General features: G+C 60.9%; 21 protein-coding genes. 9 read left to right on the top strand and 12 right to left on the bottom strand.

Annotated elements, in window-relative coordinates; translation table 11 throughout:
- The first annotated feature begins 144 nt into the window (after positions 1–144).
- The 3 genes from betT to mgrA all read left to right on the top strand — a co-directional run bounded on the left by betT (position 145) and on the right by mgrA (position 4,793).
- Positions 145–2,106: a choline transporter BetT gene (betT, locus tag INT12_RS18785; RefSeq protein ID WP_017848584.1), complete on the top strand. Its 1,962-nt coding sequence runs from the start codon at positions 145–147 to the stop codon at positions 2,104–2,106.
- A gap of 212 nt (positions 2,107–2,318) precedes the next feature.
- Positions 2,319–3,647 (top strand): OprD family outer membrane porin, encoded by a 1,329-nt coding sequence (locus tag INT12_RS18780; protein WP_079442628.1) that lies wholly within the window; start codon positions 2,319–2,321, stop codon positions 3,645–3,647.
- 108 nt (positions 3,648–3,755) lie between these two features.
- Complete coding sequence (gene mgrA, locus INT12_RS18775) at positions 3,756–4,793, top strand: L-glyceraldehyde 3-phosphate reductase (RefSeq protein WP_017848582.1); 1,038 nt, start codon at positions 3,756–3,758, stop codon at positions 4,791–4,793.
- A gap of 143 nt (positions 4,794–4,936) precedes the next feature.
- Here mgrA and tauD read toward each other — a convergent pair whose 3' ends face one another.
- The 7 genes from tauD to INT12_RS18740 form a co-directional block, all read right to left on the bottom strand.
- The gene (tauD, locus tag INT12_RS18770; protein ID WP_057005856.1) at positions 4,937–5,773 is read right to left on the bottom strand and encodes a taurine dioxygenase; all 837 of its coding nucleotides are present in this window, start codon (positions 5,771–5,773) and stop codon (positions 4,937–4,939) included.
- 14 nt (positions 5,774–5,787) lie between these two features.
- Positions 5,788–6,624: a taurine ABC transporter permease TauC gene (gene tauC, locus INT12_RS18765; RefSeq protein ID WP_046488760.1), complete on the bottom strand. Its 837-nt coding sequence runs from the start codon at positions 6,622–6,624 to the stop codon at positions 5,788–5,790.
- Positions 6,621–7,400 carry a taurine ABC transporter ATP-binding subunit gene (gene tauB, locus INT12_RS18760; protein ID WP_017848579.1) on the bottom strand — a complete coding sequence of 260 codons (780 nt, stop codon included), beginning with the start codon at positions 7,398–7,400 and terminating at the stop codon, positions 6,621–6,623. Before tauB ends, tauC begins: the two co-directional genes overlap by 4 nt.
- Positions 7,401–7,416: 16 nt before the next feature.
- Positions 7,417–8,394: a taurine ABC transporter substrate-binding protein gene (tauA, locus tag INT12_RS18755; RefSeq protein WP_079442631.1), complete on the bottom strand. Its 978-nt coding sequence runs from the start codon at positions 8,392–8,394 to the stop codon at positions 7,417–7,419.
- Between the two features lie 262 nt (positions 8,395–8,656).
- On the bottom strand, positions 8,657–10,240 hold the full coding sequence (gshA, locus tag INT12_RS18750) for a glutamate--cysteine ligase (protein WP_193040960.1): 1,584 nt from the start codon (positions 10,238–10,240) through the stop codon (positions 8,657–8,659).
- A 214-nt stretch (positions 10,241–10,454) separates the two neighbouring features.
- Positions 10,455–10,838, bottom strand: coding sequence for a PaaI family thioesterase (locus tag INT12_RS18745; RefSeq protein ID WP_017848576.1), 384 nt, complete (start codon positions 10,836–10,838; stop codon positions 10,455–10,457).
- Entirely contained in the window at positions 10,838–13,162 is a 2,325-nt protein-coding gene (locus INT12_RS18740; protein WP_046488755.1) for a Tex family protein, read from the bottom strand. The genes INT12_RS18745 and INT12_RS18740 overlap by 1 nt, the downstream gene beginning before the upstream one ends.
- A 357-nt stretch (positions 13,163–13,519) precedes the next feature.
- Between INT12_RS18740 and ompR the strand changes: the two genes are divergently transcribed.
- On the top strand, positions 13,520–14,260 hold the full coding sequence (gene ompR, locus INT12_RS18735) for a two-component system response regulator OmpR (RefSeq protein WP_003213175.1): 741 nt from the start codon (positions 13,520–13,522) through the stop codon (positions 14,258–14,260).
- Between the two features lie 117 nt (positions 14,261–14,377).
- Positions 14,378–15,691 carry an ATP-binding protein gene (locus INT12_RS18730; RefSeq protein ID WP_193040961.1) on the top strand — a complete coding sequence of 438 codons (1,314 nt, stop codon included), beginning with the start codon at positions 14,378–14,380 and terminating at the stop codon, positions 15,689–15,691.
- 97 nt (positions 15,692–15,788) lie between these two features.
- On the opposite strand, the gene rimK is transcribed toward INT12_RS18730, so the two are convergent.
- Genes rimK through INT12_RS18715 form a run of 3 tightly spaced genes read right to left on the bottom strand, consistent with a single transcriptional unit; the run spans position 15,789 to position 17,966 of the window.
- Positions 15,789–16,694, bottom strand: coding sequence for a 30S ribosomal protein S6--L-glutamate ligase (gene rimK, locus INT12_RS18725; protein WP_003213178.1), 906 nt, complete (start codon positions 16,692–16,694; stop codon positions 15,789–15,791).
- Positions 16,691–17,155 carry an ATP-dependent zinc protease gene (locus INT12_RS18720; RefSeq protein WP_413469018.1) on the bottom strand — a complete coding sequence of 155 codons (465 nt, stop codon included), beginning with the start codon at positions 17,153–17,155 and terminating at the stop codon, positions 16,691–16,693. Before INT12_RS18720 ends, rimK begins: the two co-directional genes overlap by 4 nt.
- A 31-nt stretch (positions 17,156–17,186) precedes the next feature.
- Positions 17,187–17,966: an EAL domain-containing protein gene (locus INT12_RS18715; RefSeq protein WP_193040962.1), complete on the bottom strand. Its 780-nt coding sequence runs from the start codon at positions 17,964–17,966 to the stop codon at positions 17,187–17,189.
- A gap of 116 nt (positions 17,967–18,082) precedes the next feature.
- On the opposite strand from INT12_RS18715, the gene INT12_RS18710 reads away from it, so the two are divergent.
- Positions 18,083–18,490, top strand: a complete 408-nt coding sequence (locus INT12_RS18710; protein ID WP_017848571.1) for an RNA-binding S4 domain-containing protein — start codon at positions 18,083–18,085, stop codon at positions 18,488–18,490.
- Between the two features lie 45 nt (positions 18,491–18,535).
- On the opposite strand, the gene INT12_RS18705 is transcribed toward INT12_RS18710, so the two are convergent.
- A complete protein-coding gene (locus INT12_RS18705) occupies positions 18,536–19,339 on the bottom strand; it encodes a phosphatase PAP2 family protein (RefSeq protein WP_017848570.1) in 804 nt (267 codons plus the stop codon).
- Positions 19,340–19,465: 126 nt separating this feature from the next.
- On the opposite strand from INT12_RS18705, the gene hslO reads away from it, so the two are divergent.
- Together hslO and INT12_RS18695 are read left to right on the top strand one after the other, a co-directional pair.
- A complete protein-coding gene (hslO, locus tag INT12_RS18700) occupies positions 19,466–20,368 on the top strand; it encodes an Hsp33 family molecular chaperone HslO (RefSeq protein ID WP_017848569.1) in 903 nt (300 codons plus the stop codon).
- Positions 20,369–20,547: 179 nt separating this feature from the next.
- Complete coding sequence (locus tag INT12_RS18695) at positions 20,548–22,089, top strand: phosphoenolpyruvate carboxykinase (protein WP_193058967.1); 1,542 nt, start codon at positions 20,548–20,550, stop codon at positions 22,087–22,089.
- 86 nt (positions 22,090–22,175) lie between these two features.
- Here INT12_RS18695 and INT12_RS18690 read toward each other — a convergent pair whose 3' ends face one another.
- Positions 22,176–22,532, bottom strand: a complete 357-nt coding sequence (locus INT12_RS18690; RefSeq protein WP_017848567.1) for a DUF1493 family protein — start codon at positions 22,530–22,532, stop codon at positions 22,176–22,178.
- A gap of 861 nt (positions 22,533–23,393) precedes the next feature.
- On the opposite strand from INT12_RS18690, the gene INT12_RS18685 reads away from it, so the two are divergent.
- Complete coding sequence (locus INT12_RS18685; protein WP_017848566.1) at positions 23,394–24,569, top strand: tetratricopeptide repeat protein; 1,176 nt, start codon at positions 23,394–23,396, stop codon at positions 24,567–24,569.
- Positions 24,570–24,792: the final 223 nt, after the last annotated feature.

The raw sequence follows: 24,792 nt of genomic DNA, 5'->3' as shown, positions 1-24,792 counted from the left end.
CGTTCAAGTTAAATCGGTGGTTCGCTGCCCGCTCACAACAGGAGGCTTACCTTTGCTGAGTCCGTTATTCACAGTCACATCTCACACCTCAGGGGTGCATCGTTCATGAGTGCATCGACCACCCCACCCAGCGGTCTGGTGCGTATGAATGCGCCCGTGTTCTATTTCGCCGCAAGCTTCATCCTGCTGTTCGGCATCACTGTCATCGCCATCCCGCAACAGGCCGGTGCCTGGCTGTTGGCGGCGCAAAACTGGGCGGCCAATACGGTCGGCTGGTACTACATGCTCGCGATGACTCTGTATCTGGTCTTCGTGGTGGTCACCGCGCTATCGGGCTACGGCAAGATAAAACTCGGTGCCGACCACGACGAGCCCGAGTTCAGTTACCTGTCCTGGGCCGGCATGCTGTTCGCCGCCGGGATCAGCATCACGCTGTTTTTCTTTTGCGTCTCCGAGCCGCTCACGCACCTGGTGCAACCGCCCCAGGGCGCGGCGATGAACGCCGATGCCGCGCGCCAGGCCATGCAGATCCTGTTTCTGCACTGGGGCCTGCATGGCTGGGGCGTGTTCGCCTTTGTCGGCATGGCCCTCGCGTACTTCGCCTACCGGCATAACCTGCCGCTGGCGTTGCGTTCGGCGCTGTACCCGCTGATCGGCAAGCGCATCAACGGCCCGATCGGCTACGCGGTGGACGGCTTCGGCATCATCGCCACGGTGTTCGGCCTCGGTGCCGACATGGGCTTCGGTGTGCTGCACCTCAACGCCGGGTTGGATTACCTGTTTGGCATTGCCCACACCCAGTGGATCCAGGTCGGCCTGATCACCCTGATGATGGGGGCGGCGATCCTGGTGGCGGTGGCCGGTGTGGACAAGGGCGTGCGCGTGATGTCCGACATCAACATGCTGCTGGCCTGTGCGCTGCTGCTGTTCGTGTTGTTCGCCGGGCCCACCCAGCACTTGCTCAACACCCTGATCCAGAACATCGGCGACTACCTCGGCGCACTGCCGACCAAGAGTTTCGACGTGTACGCCTACGACAAGCCAAGCGACTGGCTGGGTGGCTGGACCGTGTTCTACTGGGCCTGGTGGATTGCCTGGTCGCCGTTCGTGGGCCTGTTTATCGCGCGTATTTCCCGTGGCCGCACCATCCGCGAATTCGTGTTTGGCGTGCTGCTGATCCCGCTGGGTTTCACCCTGGCGTGGATGTCGATCTTCGGCAACAGCGCCATCGACCAGGTGCTCAATCACGGGATGACGGCGCTCGGCCAGTCGGCCATCGATGACCCGTCGATGAGCCTCTACCTGCTGCTGGAAACCTACCCGTGGAGCAAGACGGTGATCGCGGTCACGGTGTTTATCAGCTTCGTGTTCTTCGTCACCTCCGCCGACTCCGGCACCGTGGTGCTGTCCACGCTGTCATCCAAAGGCGGCAACGCCGATGAAGACGGGCCGAAGTGGCTGCGGGTGTTCTGGGGCGCGATGACCGCGCTGGTGACCAGTGCCTTGCTGTTTGCCGGCAGTATCGATTCGCTGAAATCGGCGGTGGTGCTGACCTCGTTGCCGTTCTCGTTGATCCTGCTGCTGATGATGTGGGGGCTGCACAAAGCCTTCTACCTCGAATCGCAGAAGCAGATCGCCCAACTGCATTCGTTGGCCCCGGTGTCCGCGGCGCGCAAGGGCCGTGGCGGCTGGCGCCAGCGTTTGAGCCAGGCGGTGCATTTCCCGTCGCGCGATGAGGTGTACCGCTTCCTTGAGTCGACGGTACGCCCGGCGATTGAAGAAGTGACCGCCGTGTTCGTCGAGAAGGGCCTGAATGTGGTCACCCAGCCTGACCCGTCCAACGACAGCGTCAGCCTGGAAATCGGCCATGGCGAAGAGCACCCGTTCGTTTATCAGGTACAAATGCGCGGTTACTTCACACCGTCGTTTGCCCGTGGCGGCATGGGTTCCAAGGAGCTCAACAACCGTCGCTACTACCGGGCCGAAGTCCACTTGAGCGAGGGCAGCCAGGACTACGATCTGGTGGGCTATACCAAGGAGCAGGTCATCAACGATATTCTCGACCAGTACGAGCGCCACCTGCAGTTCCTGCACTTGGTGCGTTGATGTTTCAGGCCCTGCTCCCGCGTGGGCAGGGCGCGCTTCACCCCCACGCAAGGCCTCTATTACGGGGCTTTCTTAAACTTAATTTCATGTGCCCCCGCCGCGTTTTGACGCGCAACTGTCATCTAGCCACTGCGTAATTGTGTGAAGCGTTTGACGCTTTCATTTCAGAACAGTGACGGAGACCGGTAACAATGAAGACGTTATTAAGCCCCATGGTCGGTGTCGCCATGGCGAGCTTTATGTTGTCCGCCCATGCCGATTTTATCGATGACAGCCACGCCGATGTGACCCTGCTCAACCGCTATCTCAACCAGCAGGGGCGTGACGTGGTCGGCAGCAACGCCAAGGCCCACAGCGTTCGCGATTGGGGCCAGGGTTTCGAGTTCAACTTCAAGTCCGGCTACACCGAAGGCCCCGTGGGTTTCGGCCTCGACTTGCAGGCGTTCTACGGTTTGAAACTGGACTCCGGCGGCGACCTCAATGACAAGAATCACCAGGGCCGCTACCCCGGCAGCATGTTCCCGCTGGACGACGGTAAATCCGCTGACCAGTTCGGCGTGCTGAGCCCGACGTTCAAAATGCGCTTCGCCAAGGATGAACTGCGGGTCGGTACGCTGTATGGCAACAACCCGGTGCTGGCCAACACCGACGGCCGCCTGTACCAGCAGACCAACACCGGTGTGCAACTGGTCTCCAAGGACCTCAGCGACTTCACCTTCACCGGTGGCGATATCTTCAAGACCAAGATCCGCAATGAAACCGGCGACCAGGGCATGATCACCGCGGGCGGCACCAAGGAAAGCGACCGCTTCCTCTTCGGCGGTGCCGACTACACCGGCTTGCCGGGCACCACCGTCAGCCTGTGGTATTCCAACCTTGAGGATTACTACCAACAGTTCTTCCTCGGTGCCAAGCGCCATGACGCGTTGTCGGTCGGTGCGATCGACACTGATGTGCGTATGTTCCGCAGCCTGGGGGTGGGCGGTAACGCCGATGGCGACAAGGATTATGCCGCGGCGGGGGTCTATGGCGATGGCGTGAACAAGGGCCGCATCAACCAGTCCACCGTCAGCCTGTTGGAAAGCTACAGCCTGGAAGGTCATACCGTCGGCCTCGGCATCCAGAAAAACAGCGGCAGCAGCGACTTCCCCTACCTGGATTCGGGCCTTAACAGCGGCGACAGCCACCAGGGCCCCGGCTCGGGTGCCGACACCCCGGCGCTGACCAACATGCAGTTGAACAAATTCCAGCACGCCGGCGAACGCACCTGGCTGGCGCAATACAAATATGACTTCGGCAAACTGGGCCTCAACGGCCTGACGTTCTCCGCCGCCTATGCCCACGGCGATGACATCCGCACCGCACAGGGCACTACCAGCGAATGGGAACGCAACGTTGCCGTGGCCTACCAAGTGCCGACCGGCACCCTCAAGGGCCTGGGCGTGACCTGGAAAAACGCCCACGCCAGCCCGGACATTACCGGTGCCACCGTGCAGGATGAAAACCGCTTTTATGTCAGCTATGTCGTTCCACTTTGGTAGGAGTTTGCTGTAAAACGGAAAGGCAACGTTAAGCGATTCAGCTGCTTAAAAGGCCTGGGAATAGGCTTATTCCCAGGCCTTATTTGCCCCCGTCCAAGAGAGGATTCGATGACTTATATCGCTGCCGAAAACCGCTACGAATCTATTCCGTATCGCCGCGTTGGCCGCAGTGGCTTGGTGCTGCCGGCACTGTCCCTGGGGCTGTGGCACAACTTTGGCGACAGCACCCCGATCGACACCCAGCGCGCCCTGCTGCGCACCGCGTTCGACCTGGGGATCAACCACTTCGACCTGGCCAACAACTACGGCCCGCCCTATGGCAGCGCCGAGATCAACTTCGGGCGTTTGCTGCGCGAAGACTTCAAGCATTACCGCGACGAATTGATCATCTCCAGCAAGGCCGGTTGGGACATGTGGCCCGGCCCTTATGGCCAGGGCGGCGGTTCGCGCAAATACATCCTGGCGAGCCTGGACCAGAGCCTGCAGCGCCTGGGCGTCGACTATGTGGATATTTTCTACTCGCACCGCTTCGACGCCGACACCCCCCTGGAAGAAACCGCCAGCGCCCTCGCCACCGCCGTGCAGCAAGGCAAGGCGTTGTACATCGGTATTTCTTCCTACTCCGGGGTGAAAACCCGCGAAATCGCCGCCTTGCTCAACGAGTGGAAAGTCCCACTGCTGATCCATCAGCCGGCCTACAACCTGCTCAACCGCTGGGTGGAAAAAGACCTGCTCGACACCACCGAAGCCCTCGGCGCCGGGGTGATCGCGTTCACGCCGTTGGCCCAGGGGCTGCTGACCGACAAGTACCTCAATGGCGTGCCGGCCGATGCACGGGTCAATCGCCCCGGCGGCGGTTCGTTGCAGGCCAAGCACTTGTCCGAAGCCAACCTCGCTCACGTGCGCGCGCTGAATGAAATCGCCAAGCGCCGTGGCCAAAGCCTGGCCCAACTGGCCCTGGCCTGGACCCTGCGTGACCCACGGGTAACCAGTGCGCTGATCGGCGCGAGCCGGCCGGAGCAGATCATTGAAAACGTCGGGGCGCTGAAGAACTTGAGCTTTACCGCCGAAGAACTGGCGGAGATCGATCGGTTTGCGCTGGAAGGCGGGATCAACCTGTGGGAAAAGCCATCGACGGCTGAATAACCCGGCACGACCCGGTCAATGTGGGAGGGGGCTTGCCCCCGATTATGGTGGGTCAGTCAGTACATGCATTGACTGATACAGCGCAATCGGGGGCAAGCCCCCTCCCACATTTTGTCTTCAGTGTGGCGACTGTCGTGTTCGGCTCAGAACGGCACATCGCCAAGAATCGTCGCCCGGTGCATCACCCGCCGCTGTGGCCGGTAGTCGTCCACCGCGTAATGCTGGGTGACGCGGTTATCCCAGAAGGCCACGTCATTCTCCTGCCAGCGCCAGCGAATCGTGAACTCCGGGCGTGTCGCGTGGGCGAACAGCAGCTTCAAGATCGCCTCGCTCTCCGCCGCTTCCAGCTCGTTGATTCTGGTGGTGAAGCCCTCGCTGACAAACAGCGACTTGCGCCCACTCACCGGGTGGGTGCGTACCACCGGGTGCGACAGCGGCGGGTTCTTCTTGCGGGTTTCTTCCCAGCGCGCCAGGTCTTCGGCAGTGCTGCCAAAGCGCTCCAGCGGGAAGGACTTGGTGAAGTCGTGCGTAGCGGTGAGCCCGTCGAGCAGCCTCTTCAGCGGCTCGGACAGGGCCGCATACGCGGCAATCCCGCTGGCCCACAGCGTGTCGCCGCCAAACGCCGGCAGTTGCTTGGCACTCAGCACCGCGCCGAGGGCCGGGGTGGGCAGGAAGGTCACGTCGGTGTGCCACACGGCGTTGTCGCGCACGTCGGTGACAGCGGTGTCGAGGATCAGCACTTCAGGCTGTTCCGGTACGTTGGGGTAGATCGGATGAATGTGCAGATCGCCGAAGTTCGCCGCGAAGCGTGCTTGTTGCTGCGGCGTGAGCGGCTGGTCGCGGAAAAACACCACCGAATGAGTGAGCAACGCCTGTTCGATGGCGTCGCGCTGTTCGGGGTTCAGCGGTTGAGTGATATCGACGCCACTGATCTGCGCGCCGAGGGCGGTGCTTAATGGGGTAACGGTCAGGCTGCTCATTGGGTTCTCATCACTCAGTGTGCCTGGCCATGCCACGGCACCCATTTACGCTGCAGGGCCCGCAGGCCCATTTCCATGGAGAAGGCGATCAGTGCGATCACCAGAATCCCCAGCACCACGACATCGGTGACCAGGAACTGCGCCGCCGACTGCACCATGAAGCCCAGGCCGCTGGTGGCGGCGATCAGCTCGGCGGCGACCAAGGTCGACCAGCCAACTCCCAGCCCGATACGCACACCGGTGAGGATGTCGGGCAGCGCGCTCGGCAGGATCACGTGGCGAATCAGCTGGGCGCGCGTGGCCCCCAGCGACTGCGCGGCACGCAGCTTGGCCGGGTCGACGGTACGCACGCCGGTCGCGGTCGCGATGGCAATCGGGGCAAAGATCGCCAGGTAGATCAGCAGCACTTTGGACAGCTCACCGATGCCGCACCAGATCACGATCAGCGGCAGGTAGGCCAGGGGTGGAATCGGCCGGTAGAACTCGATCAACGGGTCGAGAATGCCCCGCGCGATACGGTTCGAGCCGATGGCAATCCCCACCGGAACCGCGGTCAGCACCGCAAAGCCCAGGCCCAGGCCGATGCGTTCGAGGCTCGCGCCGAGGTGCTGCCACAAGGTGGAATCCATATAGCCCGTGGTCGCCAGCAACCAGCCTTTTTGCAGCACGGCGGACGGTGGCGGCAGGAACAATGGTTCGATCAGGCCGCTGGCGGTCACCGCCCACCAGATCACCAGCAAGGCAACCAGCGTCAACAGGCTGATCCAACGCGTACTCAGGCTGCGCCGCAGCGGGATAACGGTGCGCGCCACCGGCTTGGCGACCGTGGCGGGGAGTTCGTAGCTGCTCATGCGGACACCTGCCGTTGGGAGAACACTTTGCCCAGCACGTGTTCGCGGGTTTCGATAAAGCGCGGGTCGGATTTGATCGCTCGCGCCGACTCGCCGGCCGCATAACGTTGACCGAAATCCAGGTGCAGGCGCTCGACGATCTGACCGGGGTTGGGCGCCAGCAGGATCAGATCGGTGGCAAGGAACACCGCTTCTTCGATGTCATGGGTGATCAGGAACACCGGCTTGGCCGTGCGCCGCCAGACTTGCAGCAGCAGCTCCTGCATCTGTTCGCGGGTGAATGCATCGAGGGCGCCGAAGGGTTCGTCCATCAGCAGTACACGCGGGTCCGCCGCCAGGGCGCGGGCCAGGCCGACGCGTTGTTTCTGGCCGCCGGACAGTTGCCAGATGCGCCGGCTGTCGAAACCGGCCAGGTCCACCAGCGCGAGCATTTCCCGGGCGCGCACTTCGCGTTGCGCCTTGCTCACGCCGGCCAGCTCCAGGCCGAAGCCGACATTGGCCAGCACGTCCTGCCAGGGCAGCAGAGCATCGTCCTGGAACACCACGCCGCGTTCGGCGCTCGGGCCTTTGACTGGCACGCCATCGAGGCTGATGCGCCCGGCAGAGGGCTCGACAAAACCGGCAATCAGGTTCAACAGCGAAGTCTTGCCACTGCCGGACGGGCCGAGGGCCACCAGCAATTGCCGGGGCCCAAGTTCGAGTGAAATATCAGACAGTACCGGTTCTGTGGCGCCTGGGTACCGTGCGCTGATGCGCTCCAGTTGTAGCAAGGCCATCGCGATGAACTCCTGATCAGTGGGTGATGAACTTGGCGCTGATGTAAGGGGCGTAGTCCGGCAGCACCGCCTCGACCTTGCCTTGTTCCTTGAGGAATGCCGCGGTATCGGTCACCGCCTTGATGGTCGGCGCGCCCAGCAGGGTCACCTGCTCAGCGGCCAGCGGGTAGACGTTGCCTTGCAGCAGCGCGGGGATGTCGCTGGCCTTGGCCCCGGAGAGTTTCACCAGCTTGTCGACGTTGCTTTTGTCGGCGAGCCAGGCTTGTGGGTCTTTGCGGTACGCGGCGTAGGCATCCAGGGTGACTTTGGCGAAAGCGCTGACGATTTCCGGGTGCTTCTCGGCGAAGTCCTTACGCACGATCCACGCGTCGAAGGTCGGCGCGCCGAACGTGGCCAGCTCGCCGGAAGTGATCAGCACCTTGCCGTTTTCCTTGGCCACGCCCAGGGCCGGGTCCCATACGTAGGTGGCGTCGATATCGCCGCGCTTCCAGGCGGCGATGATGGCCGGCGGCGCGAGGTTGAGGATGGTCACTTTCGCCGGGTCGATGTTCCAGTGCTTCAGCGCGGCCAGCAGGCTGTAGTGGCCGGTGGATACGAAGGGCACGGCGACTTTTTTGCCGATCAGGTCCTGCGGGCCGTTGATCCCCGAACCGTTGCGCGCCACCAGGGCTTCAGCGCCGCCGATCTGGGTGGCGACGAGGAAGGTCTGCACCGGCACTTTACGGGTGATGGCGGCGGTCAGCGGGCTGGAACCGAGGTAGCCGATCTGCACATCGCCGGACGCGATGGCGGCGATGATGTCGGAACCGTTGTCGAATTTGCGCCAGTCGATCTTGGCGTTCGTGGCTTTTTCATACGCGCCGTCGGCCTGGGCGACTTTCGCCGGGTCCACGGTGGTCTGGTAGGCGATGGTCACGTCCGCCGCCTGGGCGAACAGGCTGGCACCGGCCAGGGACAATGCCGCCAAGAGGCGGAGAGGGGAATGCAGTTTCAAGGGGAAGCTCCTCAATCAGGCGGCCGAGTGTCGGCGTGTGAGGAGACTAAATGATCTAAGAATGCGAAAATAAATAACTTTTTCGAATTAGCTTATGAGGAGAAGGGTGGGCGGGATTCTTCATCCCAGTGAGGGCAAATGTGGGAGGGGGCTTGCTCCCGATAGCGGTGGGTCAGTCACTGATCAGTTAACTGAGGACCGCCATCGGGGGCAAGCCCCCTCCCACATGAAGCTCATTTCCCTGGGGGAGTGAGTTCGGTTTTTAGTTGCTGATGGCCAGGATGCTGGCCTGGTACGAGCCGACGAACACATCGAAATCGCCCACTTCGTTCTGCTCCAGCTCCACCTGTTGCGCCAGCGACTTGCGTGCCAGTTCTTCAAAGTGCGCCTGCTCTTCGGCGGGCAACGGTTCGCTGCGGAAATACTCGGCATGCACCTCGCTCTGGTGCAGGGAGAACTGGGCGAAACTTTCCTTGCGCTCGGCCATTGCGGCCAGCACTTGGGCCGATGGCGTCAGGGACGGGTCGTTGACCTTGGCCAACTGGGCGTCCAGTGCCTGGCGGTGTTCCTCGATGCCGTGGCTCTGATCGAGCAGGGCCGCCAGCGGCGCGATCTGCTCCAGCAGTTCGGTGGCCCATTCCTTCATGTCCACCGCCTGGCCCTTGCGCTGCAGTTGCAGGCCTGGACGCCGGCCTTCCTTGACCACGCTGAGGAAGTTCGAGGTGGCGTTGCCGCACTCGTTGTCGGCGAACAGCGGGCTGTCGTTCATCGCGCAATACAGCAGGAACGCATCGAGGAAGCGCGACTCTTGCAGGTCGATGCCCATCGGCAGGAACGGGTTGATGTCCAGGCAGCGCACTTCGATGTACTGGATGCCACGGGCCATCAGCGCCTGGATCGGCCGCTCGCCGGTGTAGGTCACGCGCTTGGGGCGGATGTTGGAGTAGTACTCGTTTTCGATCTGCAGGATGTTGGTGTTGAGCTGCACCCACTCTCCGTCCTTGTGGGTGCCGACTTCGACATAAGGCGCGTAGGGCGTTGCCACCGCTTCGCGCAGGCTGTCGGTGTAGCTGGCCAAATCGTTGTAGCACGGCGTCAGGCCGGCCTGGGCGTTGCTCTGGTAACCCAGGTCGCTCATGCGCAGGCTGGTGGCATACGGCAGGTACAAGGTGTCGGCATCCAGCACGTCCAACTGGTGCGAACGGCCGCGCAGGAAGCCTGCGTCCAGCGCCGGCGAGGCACCGAACAGGTACATCAGCAGCCAGCTGTGGCGGCGGAAGTTACGGATCAGGGCGATATAGGCGTCGGACTGATAGTCGCGGTCGGTGCCGACGAAGCCTTCGCTTTCCTTGAGCAGCGGCCACAATTTTTCCGGCAGGGAAAAGTTGTAGTGGATGCCGGCAATGCACTGCATGGTCTTGCCGTAACGCAGGGCCAGGCCCTTGCGATACACGTACTTGAGCTGTCCGATATTGGAGGTGCCGTAGTAGGCAATCGGAATGTCTTCCTCGGCCGGCAACGGGCACGGCATCGAGGGGCTCCACAGGTATTCGCTGCCGAGCTTGCTGTAGGCAAAGCGATGGATCTTGTCCAGGCTGCTCAGGGTATCGGCCGGGTTGGGCAGGGCTGGGGTGATGAACTCCAGCAACGATTCCGAGTAGTCGGTGGTGATCTGTTCGTGGGTCAGCGCGGCGCCCAGGGCTTCGGGATGCGGCGTCTGCGCCAGGCGACCTTCATGGGTGACACGCAGGCATTCGCGCTCGATGCCGTGCAAGCAATGCTCCAGCAGGGAGAGGTGTTCGCGCTTGCCGAGCAGGGCCAGGCGGCGGTTGAGAAGTTCGCTCAAGTTGGATTCCTTCACGCGTCAGTCGCCCCAATATGGGGGTGGGCAGGACGGTCTACAAGGGTGAAGTTAAAACTGGCGTGATCGCCTGGTTTTGAGTCGATTTGACCCGCTTTGAAAAAGCCTACATCACTCCATGAATTGGGCTGTAGCGCAGCAAGAAAATTCCGACGCTGTTATCGCAGCGCCGAAATTAACTCAAATCGAGGGCGGGGAGCTATAGGACAGCGAAGGTGCCCTGCGCTTTTGCGACAAGTCTTTCACCCTGGTACACGTCGGCTTCGACCACCAACGTGCGCCGCCCGGGGTGAATCACCCGCGCGGTACACAGCACCTCGCCGTTTTCCACCGCGCGGATGTAGTTGATTTTGCATTCGATGGTCGCGCTCTGCTGGTCGAACCCGTGGGCGCTGGAACAGGCCAGCCCCATGGTGATGTCGACCAGGCTGAAAATCGCCCCGCCATGCAGCTTGCCTGCGCGGTTGCGCAGTTGCGGCTCCAGGCTCAGGGCCACCTCGGCAACGCCCTGCTCCAGGCGTTGCAGGCGGCAGCCGATCAGTTCGCTGAACGCGCTTTGGGTCAAGCCGGCCGGAATCTCCATCAGCGTTTCTTCAACTGTTTGGCGTTGGCGAACAGCGAGGCCATGGCGTTGTTGCTCGGCGCTGCGGTCGCGGTTTCCTTGCGCGGCGCGTTGTTTTGCGACTGGCGCGGCGCCGAGCCTGGGCGGGCGCCACGGGCACCGTCGATTTTCTCGCCGGGGGTGTCGCTCATACGCATCGACAGGCCGACGCGCTTGCGCGGGATGTCGACTTCCATGACCTTGACCTTGACCACATCACCGGCCTTCACCGCTTCGCGCGGGTCTTTGATGAACTTCTCCGAAAGTGCGGAGATATGCACCAAACCGTCCTGATGCACGCCGATGTCCACAAAGGCGCCGAAGTTGGTCACGTTGGTCACCACGCCTTCGAGGATCATGCCCAGTTGCAGGTCCTTGAGGTCTTCGACGCCGTCCTGGAACTCGGCGGTCTTGAACTCGGGACGCGGGTCGCGCCCGGGTTTTTCCAGCTCTTGCAGGATGTCGGTGATGGTCGGCACACCGAAGGTCTCGTCGGTGTACTTCTTCGGGTCCAGGCGCTTGAGGAACGCGGCGTCGCCGATCAGCGAGCGGATGTCGCGGTCGGTCTCGGCGGCGATGCGTTGCACCAGCGGGTAGGCTTCCGGGTGGACCGCCGAGGCGTCCAGCGGGTTGTCGCCGTTCATCACACGCAGGAAGCCGGCGGCCTGTTCGAAGGTTTTTTCACCCAGGCGTGCGACTTTTTTCAGCGCGGCGCGGGTCTTGAACGCACCGTTTTCGTCGCGGTGGGTCACGATGTTCTGCGCCAGGGTCGCGTTGAGGCCGGAGATCCGCGCCAGCAGCGCGACGGAGGCGGTGTTCACATCCACGCCCACGGCGTTCACGCAGTCTTCCACCACCGCATCCAGGCCGCGTGCCAGTTTCAGCTGCGACACATCGTGCTGGTATTGGCCGACGCCGATGGATTTCGGGTCGATTTTCACCAGTTCGGCCAACGGGTCTTGCAGACGACGAGCGATGGACACCGCGCCACGGATCGACACGTCGAGGTCCGGGAATTCCTTGGAAGCCAGTTCCGACGCCGAGTACACCGAAGCGCCCGCCTCGGAGACCATGACCTTGGTCATCTTCATGGCCGGGTATTTTTTGATCAGTTCGGCGGCCAGTTTGTCGGTTTCACGGCTGGCGGTGCCGTTGCCGATGGCGATCAGGTCCACCGCGTGCTTGGCGCACAGGGCGGCGAGGATCGCGAGGGTCTGGTCCCACTTGTTGTGGGGCACGTGCGGATACACGGTGGCGTGGTCCAGCAGCTTGCCGGTCGAGTCGACCACGGCGACCTTGCAGCCGGTGCGCAGGCCCGGGTCGAGGCCCAGGGTGGCACGCGGGCCGGCCGGTGCGGCCAGCAACAGGTCGTGCAGGTTGTGGGCGAAGACGTTGATTGCTTCGGTTTCGGCGCCGTCGCGCAACTCGCCGAGCAGGTCGGTTTCCAGGTGGGTGTAGAGCTTGACCTTCCAGGTCCAGCGCACAACTTCACCGAGCCACTTGTCCGCAGGACGGTTCTGATTCTGGATGCCGAATTGTTGACCGATCATGCCTTCGCACGGGTGCATGGTGCCCGGCAGTTCGTCGCCGACTTTCAGCGCGGAGCTGAGAATACCTTCGTTGCGGCCGCGGAAAATCGCCAGGGCGCGGTGGGACGGCATGCTCTTGAGCGGTTCGTCGTGTTCGAAGTAGTCGCGGAACTTGGCGCCTTCTTCCTCTTTGCCGGCGATCACGCGGGCGCTGAGGATGGCTTCCTGCTTCAGGTAGGTGCGCAGCTTTTCCAGCAGGCTGGCGTCTTCGGCGAAGCGTTCCATCAGGATGTATTTGGCGCCTTCGAGGGCGGCCTTGACGTCGGCGACGCCTTTTTCAGCGTTGATGAAGCGCGCGGCTTCGGTATCCGGGTTCAGCGATGGGTCGTTGAACAGGCCGTCGGCCAGCTCGCCGAGGCCGGCTTCCAGGGCGATCTGGCCCTTGGTGCGGCGCTTCTGTTTGTACGGCAGGTAGAGGTCTTCGAGACGGGTCTTGGTATCGGCGAGTTTGATGTCGCGTTCCAATTGTGGGGTCAGCTTGCCCTGTTCCGCGATGCTGGCGAGGATGCTGATGCGCCGTTCGTCGAGTTCTCGCAGGTAGCGCAGGCGCTCTTCCAGGTGCCGCAGTTGAATGTCGTCGAGGCTGCCGGTCACTTCTTTTCGGTAACGGGCGATGAAGGGCACCGTGGAGCCCTCATCCAGTAGAGCGACGGCCGCTTCGACCTGTTGGGGGCGTACGCCGAGTTCCTCGGCGATGCGGCTGTTGATGCTGTCCATAAAACCACCTGAAATTCTTAAAAGCAGCTCGCAAGCCCGGAAAACAGGGCCCGACGAGGCTGGTTGAGCGGCCCGACTGGCGCCGCTGCCTGGGTCAAGAGGCTGCCTATTGACCCTCGAAATCGTAAAAATCACGACAAGCGGGTGAAAAAAAGCCCGGCAGTAAACGGTAACGATCTGACGTTGCCCTGCACGAAGGCGCCGCATTATAACCAGCGTTCTGTCCTTGGGGGGGACTGCGCCACAGGTTGTAGGGCGTGGGTTCGCTGGCAGTAGAGGAAAAATCTGCTAACAATGCACACGGTGCGTATAACGGCAGCTAGGCCATAATGCGCGCCGAGATAAGAGGAGCATCCAATGAGCAGCACTGCACAAACTGCTGAAGGCGAAAAAATTCTCATCGTTGATGACGATCCGGGGCTGAGCAGCCTGCTGGAGCGTTTTTTCAACTCCAAGGGTTATCGTGCCCGCGCGGTGCCGAACACCGAGCAGATGGACCGCCTGTTGGGGCGGGAAGTGTTCAACCTGGTCGTGCTCGACCTGATGCTACCCGGCGAAGACGGCCTCACCGCCTGCAAACGCCTGCGCGGCGCGAACAACCAGATTCCGATCATCATGCTCACCGCCAAGGGCGATGAGCTGAGCCGCATCAAGGGCCTCGAACTGGGCGCTGATGACTACCTGGCCAAGCCGTTCAACCCGGACGAGCTGATGGCGCGGGTCAAGGCCGTATTGCGTCGCCAGGCGGCGCCGGTGCCGGGCGCCCCGGGCAGTGAAGACGAAAGCGTCACCTTCGGCGATTACGAACTGTCATTGGCCACCCGTGAGCTCAAGCGTGGCGATGAAGTCCACATGCTCACCACCGGCGAGTTCGCCGTGCTCAAGGCGCTGGTGATGAACGCGCGCCAGCCGCTGACCCGCGACAAACTGATGAACCTGGCCCGTGGTCGGGAATGGGACGCTCTGGAGCGCTCCATCGACGTGCAGATTTCCCGTCTGCGCCGAATGATCGAGCCGGACCCGTCCAAGCCGCGTTATATCCAGACGGTGTGGGGCGTGGGGTATGTGTTTGTGCCGGATGGCACTGCAACCAAGTGACCGATGATTTGCAGGGGCGGGCATCCTGGCGTTTGGCTCCATGAGGGGCGACGGGATGTCCGGCGTCTGCAATTCTGCGAGCGCCGCTCGTTCCTGCAAGGTGTCTAGCTGTCTCCTATGAAAACCCCGCTGTGGTTCCCGCAAAGTTTCTTCTCCCGCACCCTTTGGCTGGTGCTTATCGTCGTTCTGTTTTCCAAGGCGCTCACGCTGGTTTATCTGTTGATGAACGAAGACGTGCTGGTAGATCGACAATACAGCCACGGTGTCGCCCTGACCTTGCGCGCCTATTGGGCGGCAGACCCCGAGAACCGCGAGAAAATCGCCAAGGCGGCGACACTGGTGCGCGTGGCGGGTGCAGGTGTGCCGGAAGGCGAGCAGCATTGGCCCTACAGTGAGATTTACCAGCGCCAGATGCAGGCCGAACTGGGCGACGACACCGAAGTTCGGCTGCGTATGCATGTGTCACCCGCGCTGTGGGTGCGCGCGCCGAGCCTGGGGGAAGATTGGCTGAAGGTGCCGCTGTATCCGCACCCTTTGCGAGGGCAGAAGATCTGGAATGTACTGGGCTGGTTCCTGGCTATCGGCCTGCTTTCGACGGCGTCTGCGTGGATTTTCGTGCGCCAGCTCAATCAACCGCTTAAGCGCCTGGTGTTCGCCGCCCGCCAGCTGGGACAGGGGCGCAGTGTGCACCTGCCGGTCAGCGACACGCCCAGCGAGATGACCGAGGTCTACAGCGCGTTCAACCAGATGGCCGAGGACGTCGAACAGGCCGGGCGCGAGCGCGAGCTGATGCTTGCGGGCGTGTCCCATGACTTGCGCACGCCATTGACGCGTTTGCGGCTGTCCCTGGAGCTGATGGGCAACCATACCGATCTCACGGACGACATGGTGCGTGATATCGAGGACATGGACGCGATTCTCGACCAGTTCCTGGCCTTTATCCGCGATGGTCGCGACGAGGTGGTGGAAGTCGTCGACCTGACGGACCTGGTGCGCGAGGTGGTAGCGCCCTACAACCAGAATGGCGAGCAGGTGCGGATGCGCCTGGAGCCGATCCAGCCGTTTGCGTTGCGTCGGGTCTCGATGAAGCGCCTGCTGAACAACCTGATCGGCAACGCCTTGCACCACGCCGGTTCGGATGTGGAAGTGGCGGCGTATGTCTCCGGTGACAGTGCTGCGCCCTATGTGGTGCTGAGCGTGATGGATCGCGGGGCCGGTATCGACCCGGCCGAGCTGGAAGGCATCTTCAACCCCTTCACCCGTGGCGACCGTGCTCGGGGTGGCAAGGGCACCGGTTTGGGGCTGGCGATTGTGCGGCGGATTGCCTCGATGCATGGCGGCAATGTTGAGCTGCGCAACCGCGAGGGCGGCGGGCTGGAAGCGCGGGTGCGCTTGCCGTTGGGTTTGATGTTGCCCCGAGACGCGGTGTAGCTGCAGCGGCAAGCTGCACGTTTAGAGCTGCAAGAGAAAAGCAAACGGCTTCTGCCCTTCTCTTGCCGCCTGAAGCTTCAAGCTGAAGACTGCTCCTCTAGCCCTTGCCCTTGGTCCGGGTCATGTTCGGCCCGCCACTCTTCTCCAGATGTTGAATGATGATCCCCGCCACATCCTTGCCGGTGGTGGTCTCGATGCCTTCCAGGCCAGGTGATGAATTGACTTCCATCACCAGCGGGCCATGGTTGGAACGCAGGATGTCCACACCCGCCACGCTCAACCCCATGACCTTGGCCGCCCGTAGCGCGGTCATGCGCTCTTCGGGGGTGATCTTGATCAGGCTGGCGCTGCCGCCACGGTGCAGGTTGGAGCGGAATTCTCCAGGCTTGGCCTGGCGTTTCATCGCGGCAATCACCTTGTCGCCGACCACGAAGCAGCGGATATCCGCACCGCCGGCTTCCTTGATGTATTCCTGCACCATGATGTTCTGCTTGAGGCCCATGAATGCCTCGATCACCGACTCCGCCGCCGTGGCGGTTTCGCACAGCACCACGCCGATGCCCTGGGTGCCTTCCAGCACCTTGATCACCAGCGGTGCGCCGTTGACCATTTCGATCAGGTCGGGAATGTCGTCGGGGGAGTGGGCAAAGCCGGTGACCGGCAGGCCGATACCCCGGCGCGACAGCAATTGCAGCGAGCGCAGCTTGTCCCGTGAGCGCGCGATCGCGACGGATTCATTCAGCGGGGAGACGCCCATCATTTCAAACTGGCGCAACACCGCGCAGCCATAAAAGGTCACCGAGGCGCCGATACGCGGGATCACCGCATCAAAGCCTTCCAGTGGTTTGCCGCGGTAATGGATCTGCGGCTTATGGCTGGCAATGTTCATATAGGCACGCAACGTGTCGATCACCACCATTTCGTGGCCACGTTCGGTGCCGGCCTCGACCAGGCGGCGGGTGGAATACAGACGCGGGTTTCGCGACAGCACAGCAATCTTCATGCAGCACCTGGGGCAGAAATAGTGGAGACCGGGAACACCGGCTTGTCTTGAACGTACTTGACGCCGGGATTGACCACCAACTGGCCGTCAATCAGCGCCTTGGAACCGAGGAGCAGGCGGTAGCGCATGGCCTTGCGGGGGGCGAGGGTGAATCCCCCCCGCCATACCCGGTCGCCCAGCGCCAGGGTGGTGCTGATCACATAGCGCACCTGCGCATGACCATTGGAGCTCTTGATGGTTTTCATCGCCACCAGCGGCGCTTCGCAGCGGCGGTGACGCAACTGCACAACGCTGCCCAGGTGTGCGGTAAAGCGCACCCATTTCTCACCGTCGCGCTCAAAGGGTTCGATATCGGGGGCGTGCAGGCTCGAAGTGCTGGCACCGGTGTCGATCTTCGCGCGCAGGCCTGCCACTCCCAAGTCGGGAAGTGCCACCCACTCACGCAGACCGACAACGGTCAAATGGTCAAATGTCTTCAATATGGGTAACCGGTCAATTCGCCCAGGCTTGAGGGGAAACCTCGGCCAGCGCGTTGAATGCGGGCTTGGCGAACCAGTAGCCCTGCATCAGAAATATTCCACAGTCGGACAGGAAGTCGCGCTCACCGGCACTTTCAATGCCTTCAGCGATGACAGTAACGCCCAACTGCTCACAGATTGTGACAATCCCCTGGACGATAACCTGGCGGACACGATCCTGGTCGACATCGCGAATCAGCGCCATGTCGAGTTTGATCAAGTCAGGTTGGAAATCGGCCAGCAGGTTCAGCCCCGAATAGCCCGCGCCGAAATCGTCGATGGCAGTTTTGAAGCCGAATTCGCGGTATTCACGCAGAATATTCGTCAAATGGCGATGGTTATCTATGTGTTCGCTTTCCAGTGTCTCGAAAATCAGCTGGTCAAGCGGGAAATTGTGCGTGCGGGCGGCCTCCAGGGTGCTGCGAATGCACAGCTCGGGTCGATACACCGCGTTGGGCATGAAATTGATGGAAAGACAGGTTTGCATCCCCAGGGCGGCGGCGCCGGCGATTGCCTGGGTACGGCAACGCTGGTCGAAACGGTAGCGGTTGCTATTGTTGACCTGGGCCAGCACCGACAACGCCCCTTCGCCCTGTGAACCCCGCACCAAGGCTTCGTGGGCAAAAACCGAATGGTCGCGAAGGTCTACGATCGGTTGGTAGGCGAATGCAAAATCAAAACCCAAGGGCTCGCTTTGCTGGCAGCCCACGCAATGCTGGTTGGGCGAGGTGAGTGAAGTCGGGAAGTCGGTCACAGGGTATCCTCGCGAAAACAGGGGGCTACCTGGCGTATCTTAGGTGAGCCTTGGGGTTTATGCGTCGAAGGGTTTCAACAGTAAAGTTGCGACATTTTTCAGAACGAGGAATTCAAGTGGCTCAGAAGCAGGCAGAGGAAGAAAAAATCCGTTTGGACAAGTGGCTGTGGGCGGCGCGTTTCTATAAGACCCGTGCCTTGGCCAAGGCCGCTATCGAGAGTGGCAAGGTGCATCATCGCGGCGAACGCTGCAAGCCGGGCAAAGAGCCGCGCGTGGGTGATGAGTTGCAGATTCGCATAGGGTTTGACGAAAAAACTGTCGTGGTCCAGGCGCTTTCCAGCGTGCGCCGTGGCGCGCCCGAAGCGCAGGCGCTGTATGCCGAGACCGAAGCCAGCGTCGCCAAGCGCGAAAACGCAGCGGCGATGCGTAAGGCCGGCGCCACAGGCATGACCACCGATGGCAAGCCGAGCAAGAAGCAGCGCCGCGACCTGTTCAAGTTTCGCGGCAGCGGTAATGACGATTGACCGCGCACATCGTCAGCGCAAAGCAGATCGATAGATGTGGGAGCGTCAGCAGGATGCGCGCATGACGCTCAATCGCCCGATCACCGGCAGCTTGGCGAGTAACCCGAACACTGGCGCGGTCAGCCGTAGCAACACCTGCGACACCTTTGCCGCAAACGGTGTGTAATAGCCCCATCCCAATGCCAGCAGTGCCAGCAACACTCCGCCGATATAATCGTCCTGCGCCCAATGTGCGCCCGCCACCAGCCGCGGCATCATGAACAACAACGCCAGGCCCCAGATCACCAGCACCTGGCCCAGCCGCTGGGCGAATACCGTCATGAACATTCCCCAGATCAGCAGCACCGAAGCATGATCCCCAGGGAAACTCTGGCTCGAACGGTCCTTCAACTCCCAGGTTTTCTCCAGCCCCGGGAAATAGTCGCTCATCTGAATCGCGCCGCTGAGCACCATCGAAGGGCTGCTGTGTTGCCAACCCATCTGCGCCGCGAGTTTGGAAAACAGCATGCGGATAAACAGCAACAGCAGCAGAATCCCGAAGAAGCCAAGAAACGCCTGGCGCACCTGCGCCGCCTTGAACACCCAATCGCCGCGAATCAACAGCGTCAGCAGAATCACGCCGACCACCGCATCAAACGGCCGCAGGCTGGCCGCGGCCCACACATGCAGCCAGGTCGGATTGCTCGCCAGGGGGGCATTGAACAGGTGAAACAGCCACTCGTCGAAAAACACGCATAGCATCTGGCCTGCGGGCCACAGCCAAAAACACAGCAGCCCGAATGCGAGTAGATTGCAAAAAGCCCATCGCCGGAGGTTCCACTTGGCTTGGAACAAACCCGGATTGTTCATAAACTGTCCCTCTTTGCTCTATATAAGCTCTCTGTTTCCCGGAGAAAGTTGCACTAAAATGGTGCGAAAGCGTTCAATCTTATAAATATTGTAATAATTTTGTCATCAATTCAGATACCCAGACCTATGACTGATTTACCGGATACCGACTTCACCCAACGCTTCATCTTCGACGAGAACGACGCCCGCGGCGAACTGGTCTCGTTGGAGCGCAGCTATGCCGAAGTCCTCGCCAAGCACCCCTATCCGGAGCCGGTCGCGCAACTGCTCGGTGAATTGATGGCGGCGGCGGCGCTGTTGGTCGGCACCATGAAATTCGACGGGTTGCTGATCCTGCAGGCGCGGTCCGAAGGTCCGGTCCCGTTGCTGATGATCGAGTGCTCCAGCGAGCGTGAGATCCGTGGCCTGGCCCGGTATGAGGCTGACCTGATCGCCCCGGACGCGACCCTGGCCGACCTGATGCCCAACGGCGTGCTGGCGCTCACCGTCGACCCGACCGACGGCCAGCGTTACCAGGGCATCGTCGACCTCGACGGCGAAAACCTGTCGGACTGCTTCACCAACTATTTCGTTATGTCCCAGCAGATCGGCACGCGCTTCTGGCTCAACGCCGACGGCAAGCGCGCCCGTGGCCTGTTGCTGCAACAGCTGCCCGCCGACCGCATCAAGGACGACGACGAACGCGCCGAAAGCTGGCGCAACCTCACCGCCCTGGCTGGCACCCTGACCGCTGAAGAATTGCTGGCCCTGGACAACGAAACCATTCTGCATCGCCTGTACCACGAAGAGACTGTGCGCCTGTTCGACGCGCAGGGCTTGCGCTTCCATTGCAGTTGCTCTCGCGAGCGTTCGGCGAACGCGCTGGTCAGTCTCGGCCTGGAAGATGCGCAAAATCTGGTGGTGGAACACGGTGGTCAGATCGAAATCGACTGCCAGTTCTGCAACCAGCGCTACCTGTTCGACGCCGCCGATATCGCCCAATTGTTCGCCGGCGCCGGTATCGGTACCCCCTCAGATACCCGCCACTAAAACGTTTAAGCACAGGTAAATCACCTGACAAATGCCGGATTAGCGCTGTTCTGACGGGAGGGCCCTACTTTTTTTGGGCTTTTCTGGCATAATCCGGCCCACTTTTTTCGCGGTAGTAGTGCGCAACTTTCTACTACAAAACGTTTGGAGCACTCGGCCACAGGCCGACGGGGAACCTCATGACGCAAGCCAATAACGCCGTATACACCGATCTGAGTGTTGACGATCTGGTCAAAGAAGCCCTGCAGCGCGGTGAAGGCGTGCTTGCCGATACTGGCGCACTGGTCGTAGAAACCGGTCACCGTACCGGCCGTTCGCCAGTCGACCGTTTCATCGTTGAAGAGCCTTCGACCCAGGACGCCATTGCCTGGGGCCCGATCAACCGCAAGTTCCCGGCCGACAAGTTCGATGCCCTGTGGGCTCGCGTCGAGGCGTTCAACAACGCGCAAGAACATTTTGTTTCCCACGTGCATGTAGGGGCCTCCGAAGACCACTACCTGGCCGTGAAGATGACCACCCAGACTGCCTGGCATAACCTGTTCGGTCGTTGCCTGTTCATCAACCCGGCCCAGTACAACCCGGCCGGCCGTGACGAGTGGCAAGTGCTCAACGTGGCCAACTTCGAGTGCGTGCCTGAGCGTGACGGCACCAACTCCGACGGTTGCGTGATTCTCAACTTCGCCCAGAAAAAAGTGCTGATCGCCGGCATGCTTTACGCCGGTGAAATGAAGAAAGCCATGTTCTCGGTGCAGAACTTCCTGCTGCCGGCCGCCGACGTACTGCCGATGCACTGCGCCGCCAACATTGGCGAAGCAGGCGATGTGACCCTGTTCTTCGGCCTGTCCGGCACCGGCAAGACCACCCTGTCCGCTGACGAAAGCCGTTACCTGATCGGTGACGACGAACACGGCTGGGGCAAGGGCGTGGTGTTCAACATCGAAGGCGGTTGCTATGCCAAGTGCATCGACCTGTCGGAGAAGAACGAGCCGGTTATCTGGAAAGCCATCAAGCACGGCGCGGTGCTGGAAAACGTCGTCATCGACGAGGCCAAGCATGCCGACTACAGCGATGTCAGCCTGACCCAGAACAGCCGTGCCGCCTACCCGCTCGAGCACGTGGCCAAGCGTTCCGAGAAGAACCTCGGCGGCGAGCCAAACGCAGTGATCTTCCTGACCTGCGACCTGACCGGCGTACTGCCGCCTGTGTCGATCCTCAGCGAAGAACAAGCGGCCTACCACTTCCTGTCCGGCTACACCGCACTGGTGGGCTCGACTGAAATGGGTTCGGGCAGCGGCATCAAGTCGACTTTCTCGACTTGCTTCGGTGCGCCATTCTTCCCACGCCCGGCCGGCGAATACGCCGAGCTGCTGATCAAGCGCATCCGCGGCTTCGGCTCCAAGGTCTACCTGGTCAACACCGGCTGGACCGGCGGCGGCTACGGCGTCGGCCAACGCTTCAACATCCCGACCACCCGCGGCGTGATCGCAGCGATCCAGAGCGGCGCGTTGATCGGCGTTGAAACGCAACACCTCGACACCATCAACCTGGACGTGCCATTGGCTGTACCGGGCGTTGAGACCGGCCTGTTGAACCCACGTAACACCTGGGCTGACAAGGCTGCCTACGACGAAGCGGCGAAGGCGCTGGCGGGTCTGTTCATCGAGAACTTCAAGAAGGTTGACGTGAGCGATGCGATCAAGGCAGCGGGTCCGAAGTTGTAAGATTCGGTCGTTGTGAAAAAGCCGCTCCTTGTGAGCGGCTTTTTTGTGCGCGAACGGTCAGTTGGCGCCTGCCGCTGTTTTGCCGGTTAACTCAGGTTTTCCAGCGTCTGCGTGTCCCAGCTGTGGGTTTTGATCGCCAGGTAAAGCATGCCGATGGTCAGCGGCACCTTTTCGCCACGCCCCTTGGCCCGCCGCTTGAGGAACACATCAAACACCGGTGGGTTGAAGTAACGATAAGTGTCGTAGTCGCCCAGATCGAGGGCGAATTCCTGCTCCAGCGCTTCCATGAGTTGCTTGGCTTCACTGCCGTCGCAGCCCAGGTCGAAGTTGAGTGAGGTCTGCAGGCGAATGGTCTTGTGTTTGGGCAGGCCGATTTCTTCGTGCAGCAGTTGCAGGAGTTGCTGCATGACGGGGTCTTCGGGGAAGTTGGGAGCCAGGTTCATGGTGGGAGCACGCAGGAGTGGGTGAGGGGGACGGTCGCGTTTGAGGCGAAATTTGTTTCGGGTGATGAAGAGTGCCAAGCCTATCAAGAACAGGGCTAGAGGAAGGAGTTGAATGCTAAGGATGATGGCGACGTAGGGTAGCCAGAACAAAAGGACTAACCCAGTTACGACGAAGGTAACGGCGAAACGCTTTCTTAGCGTGCAGTCGGTGATTTTGTAGTAAAGCGATAAATAGAAGGCAAGAAATAGCGCCGTCTGTAGGTAAAGCCATTGATTATGGTTCATTTGAATACACGTGCATTGAGATGCTTGAGCGCTGAGGGTCTATGCCACCGCTCGCCTGAGCATCGAGGCCGATGATGATGTCTGCGCTATGCAAGTTGCAGGGTTTGCGAGATATCAAATCGCTGAGCGCTTGCTTGCCGTTAGGCTTTACGGTGGAGCGAATCACGGAGAGCGTGACGCCGTAATGACCGATGTATTGAGTCCTTTCTAAATTCACGGGCTTTTGCCGAAATAGTTGAGAGGACGCTATTTTCGGTCAGCCGCAGGTCACTTCTATAGAGGGCCAAGCGGGTGTTTGAAGCGGTTTAGGAAGAGGATTACGCTGTATTTGACGGTTTCTTACAGATGCTTCCGGCATTTTTTATTTCGCCGGGACTTGCCGGGTAAAACCAATCAATTGTGGGCGTTGCGCTTGCCCGTCGTCCGAGGCGAAGGCTGATCTTGGCGTAGTACCAAGTGCTCGATAAAACCACATCACATTCTGTAGAAAAATTCTGCCAGCGCTCTGAATTCAGCGTATGTTTCACCGCGAAATCTTACAGGGCGATTCCGCCTACTACTTAAAGGGAGTTAAGCATGGGTTTGCTTCGTGTCGCTTCGGCGATGTCATTGTGTGCAGTGGCTTTTTCGATCCAGGCCGAGCAGTTGCCGATCGAGGTGCTCAGTGCGGTGGTCAAGGACCAGAAAATCGCCGACGCCGAAGTCCTGCTGCAACGTAACGGCGCACAGAACGTAGTGGGCCGCACCAACGCCCAGGGCCAGGTGACCCTCACCAGCGAAGCGGCCGATGATGCCAGCAACCTGTTGATCATCAAGAAGCCCGGCTATTCCAACCTGGTAGTGAAGTGCCCCTGTGCCGGCATGACCTACGCCATCAGCCCGGTGATGGAAAACCTCGACGGCCTGCGTGTGGTGCTGACCTGGGGCAAGACCCCGCGCGACCTCGACTCGCATATGATTTTCCCCGGCAATAACATCTTCTTCCGTAACAAAAAGGGCACCGACGCTGAGTTGGATGTGGACGACACCGACAGCTATGGCCCGGAAACCATTACCCTGCAGAAGAAGCACTACGGCGAAAGCTACGTGTATGCCGTGCATGACTACTCCAACAGTGGTTATCCAAACTCGAACGAGTTGTCCAACAGTGAGGCCAAGGTGTTTGTGTACATGGGGCAATCCCTGGTACGCACCTACTACGTGCCGCAGAACCGCGCGGGCAACCTGTGGACCGTGTTCCGCATGACCGGTAGTGGCGACTTCCAGGACATCAACACGTTCACCGGTGTGAGAGTCGGTGCCGAAGACGTACTCAATGAGGTCAAGCCGCTGCTGGACGACAGCGTGGCCGTCACCGCAGTGGCTGTCAGCTCGTCGGTACAAGCGGATGCGAAGAAGCTGAACCTGAAGGGCGAAGCAGCCTACCAGGCAGGTAACCTGGACCAGGCCATCGACCTGTTCCGTCAGGCCATCGACCTGGACAATAGCTTCGGCAAAGCCTACGGCAACCTGGGCCTGGCGTATCAGAAGGCCGGCAACACCGCCGAGTCGATCTGGGCCAACCGCAAGGCCATCGCCCTGGCGAACGGTGCCACTGCCGCGACCGTGCGTGCCGGCGCCTACTACAACATTGCGCGGATCTACGAAGCGGCGGGGCAGTTCGCGGATGCGTTGCGCCACTACCAGTTGGCCAAGGAACAGAAGGCCAATCCGGTGTATGACACGGCGATCGAGCGTGTGCAGAACCGCTGATTTAGCTGTAGGGCCGTTCTAAGGTGTGGGAAGGAGGTTGCTCCCGATGGCGGTAATTCAGTCGGTTAATTTCTGACTGATACACTGCCATCGGGAGCAATCCCCTTCCCACATTTGGTTTGTGATGTTCCTACTTACACAGTCGAACTTGTCACATTTGGCCCAAGGCCATTGCCCCAGCCTGTGTATCATCCTGTCTCTTTTTTCCTTGCGACCTATCTCG

This window comes from Pseudomonas sp. K8, from assembly GCF_014889455.1.
In the GTDB taxonomy this organism is placed as follows: domain Bacteria; phylum Pseudomonadota; class Gammaproteobacteria; order Pseudomonadales; family Pseudomonadaceae; genus Aquipseudomonas; species Aquipseudomonas veronii.
This window is presented reverse-complemented; position numbering and strand designations above follow the sequence as displayed.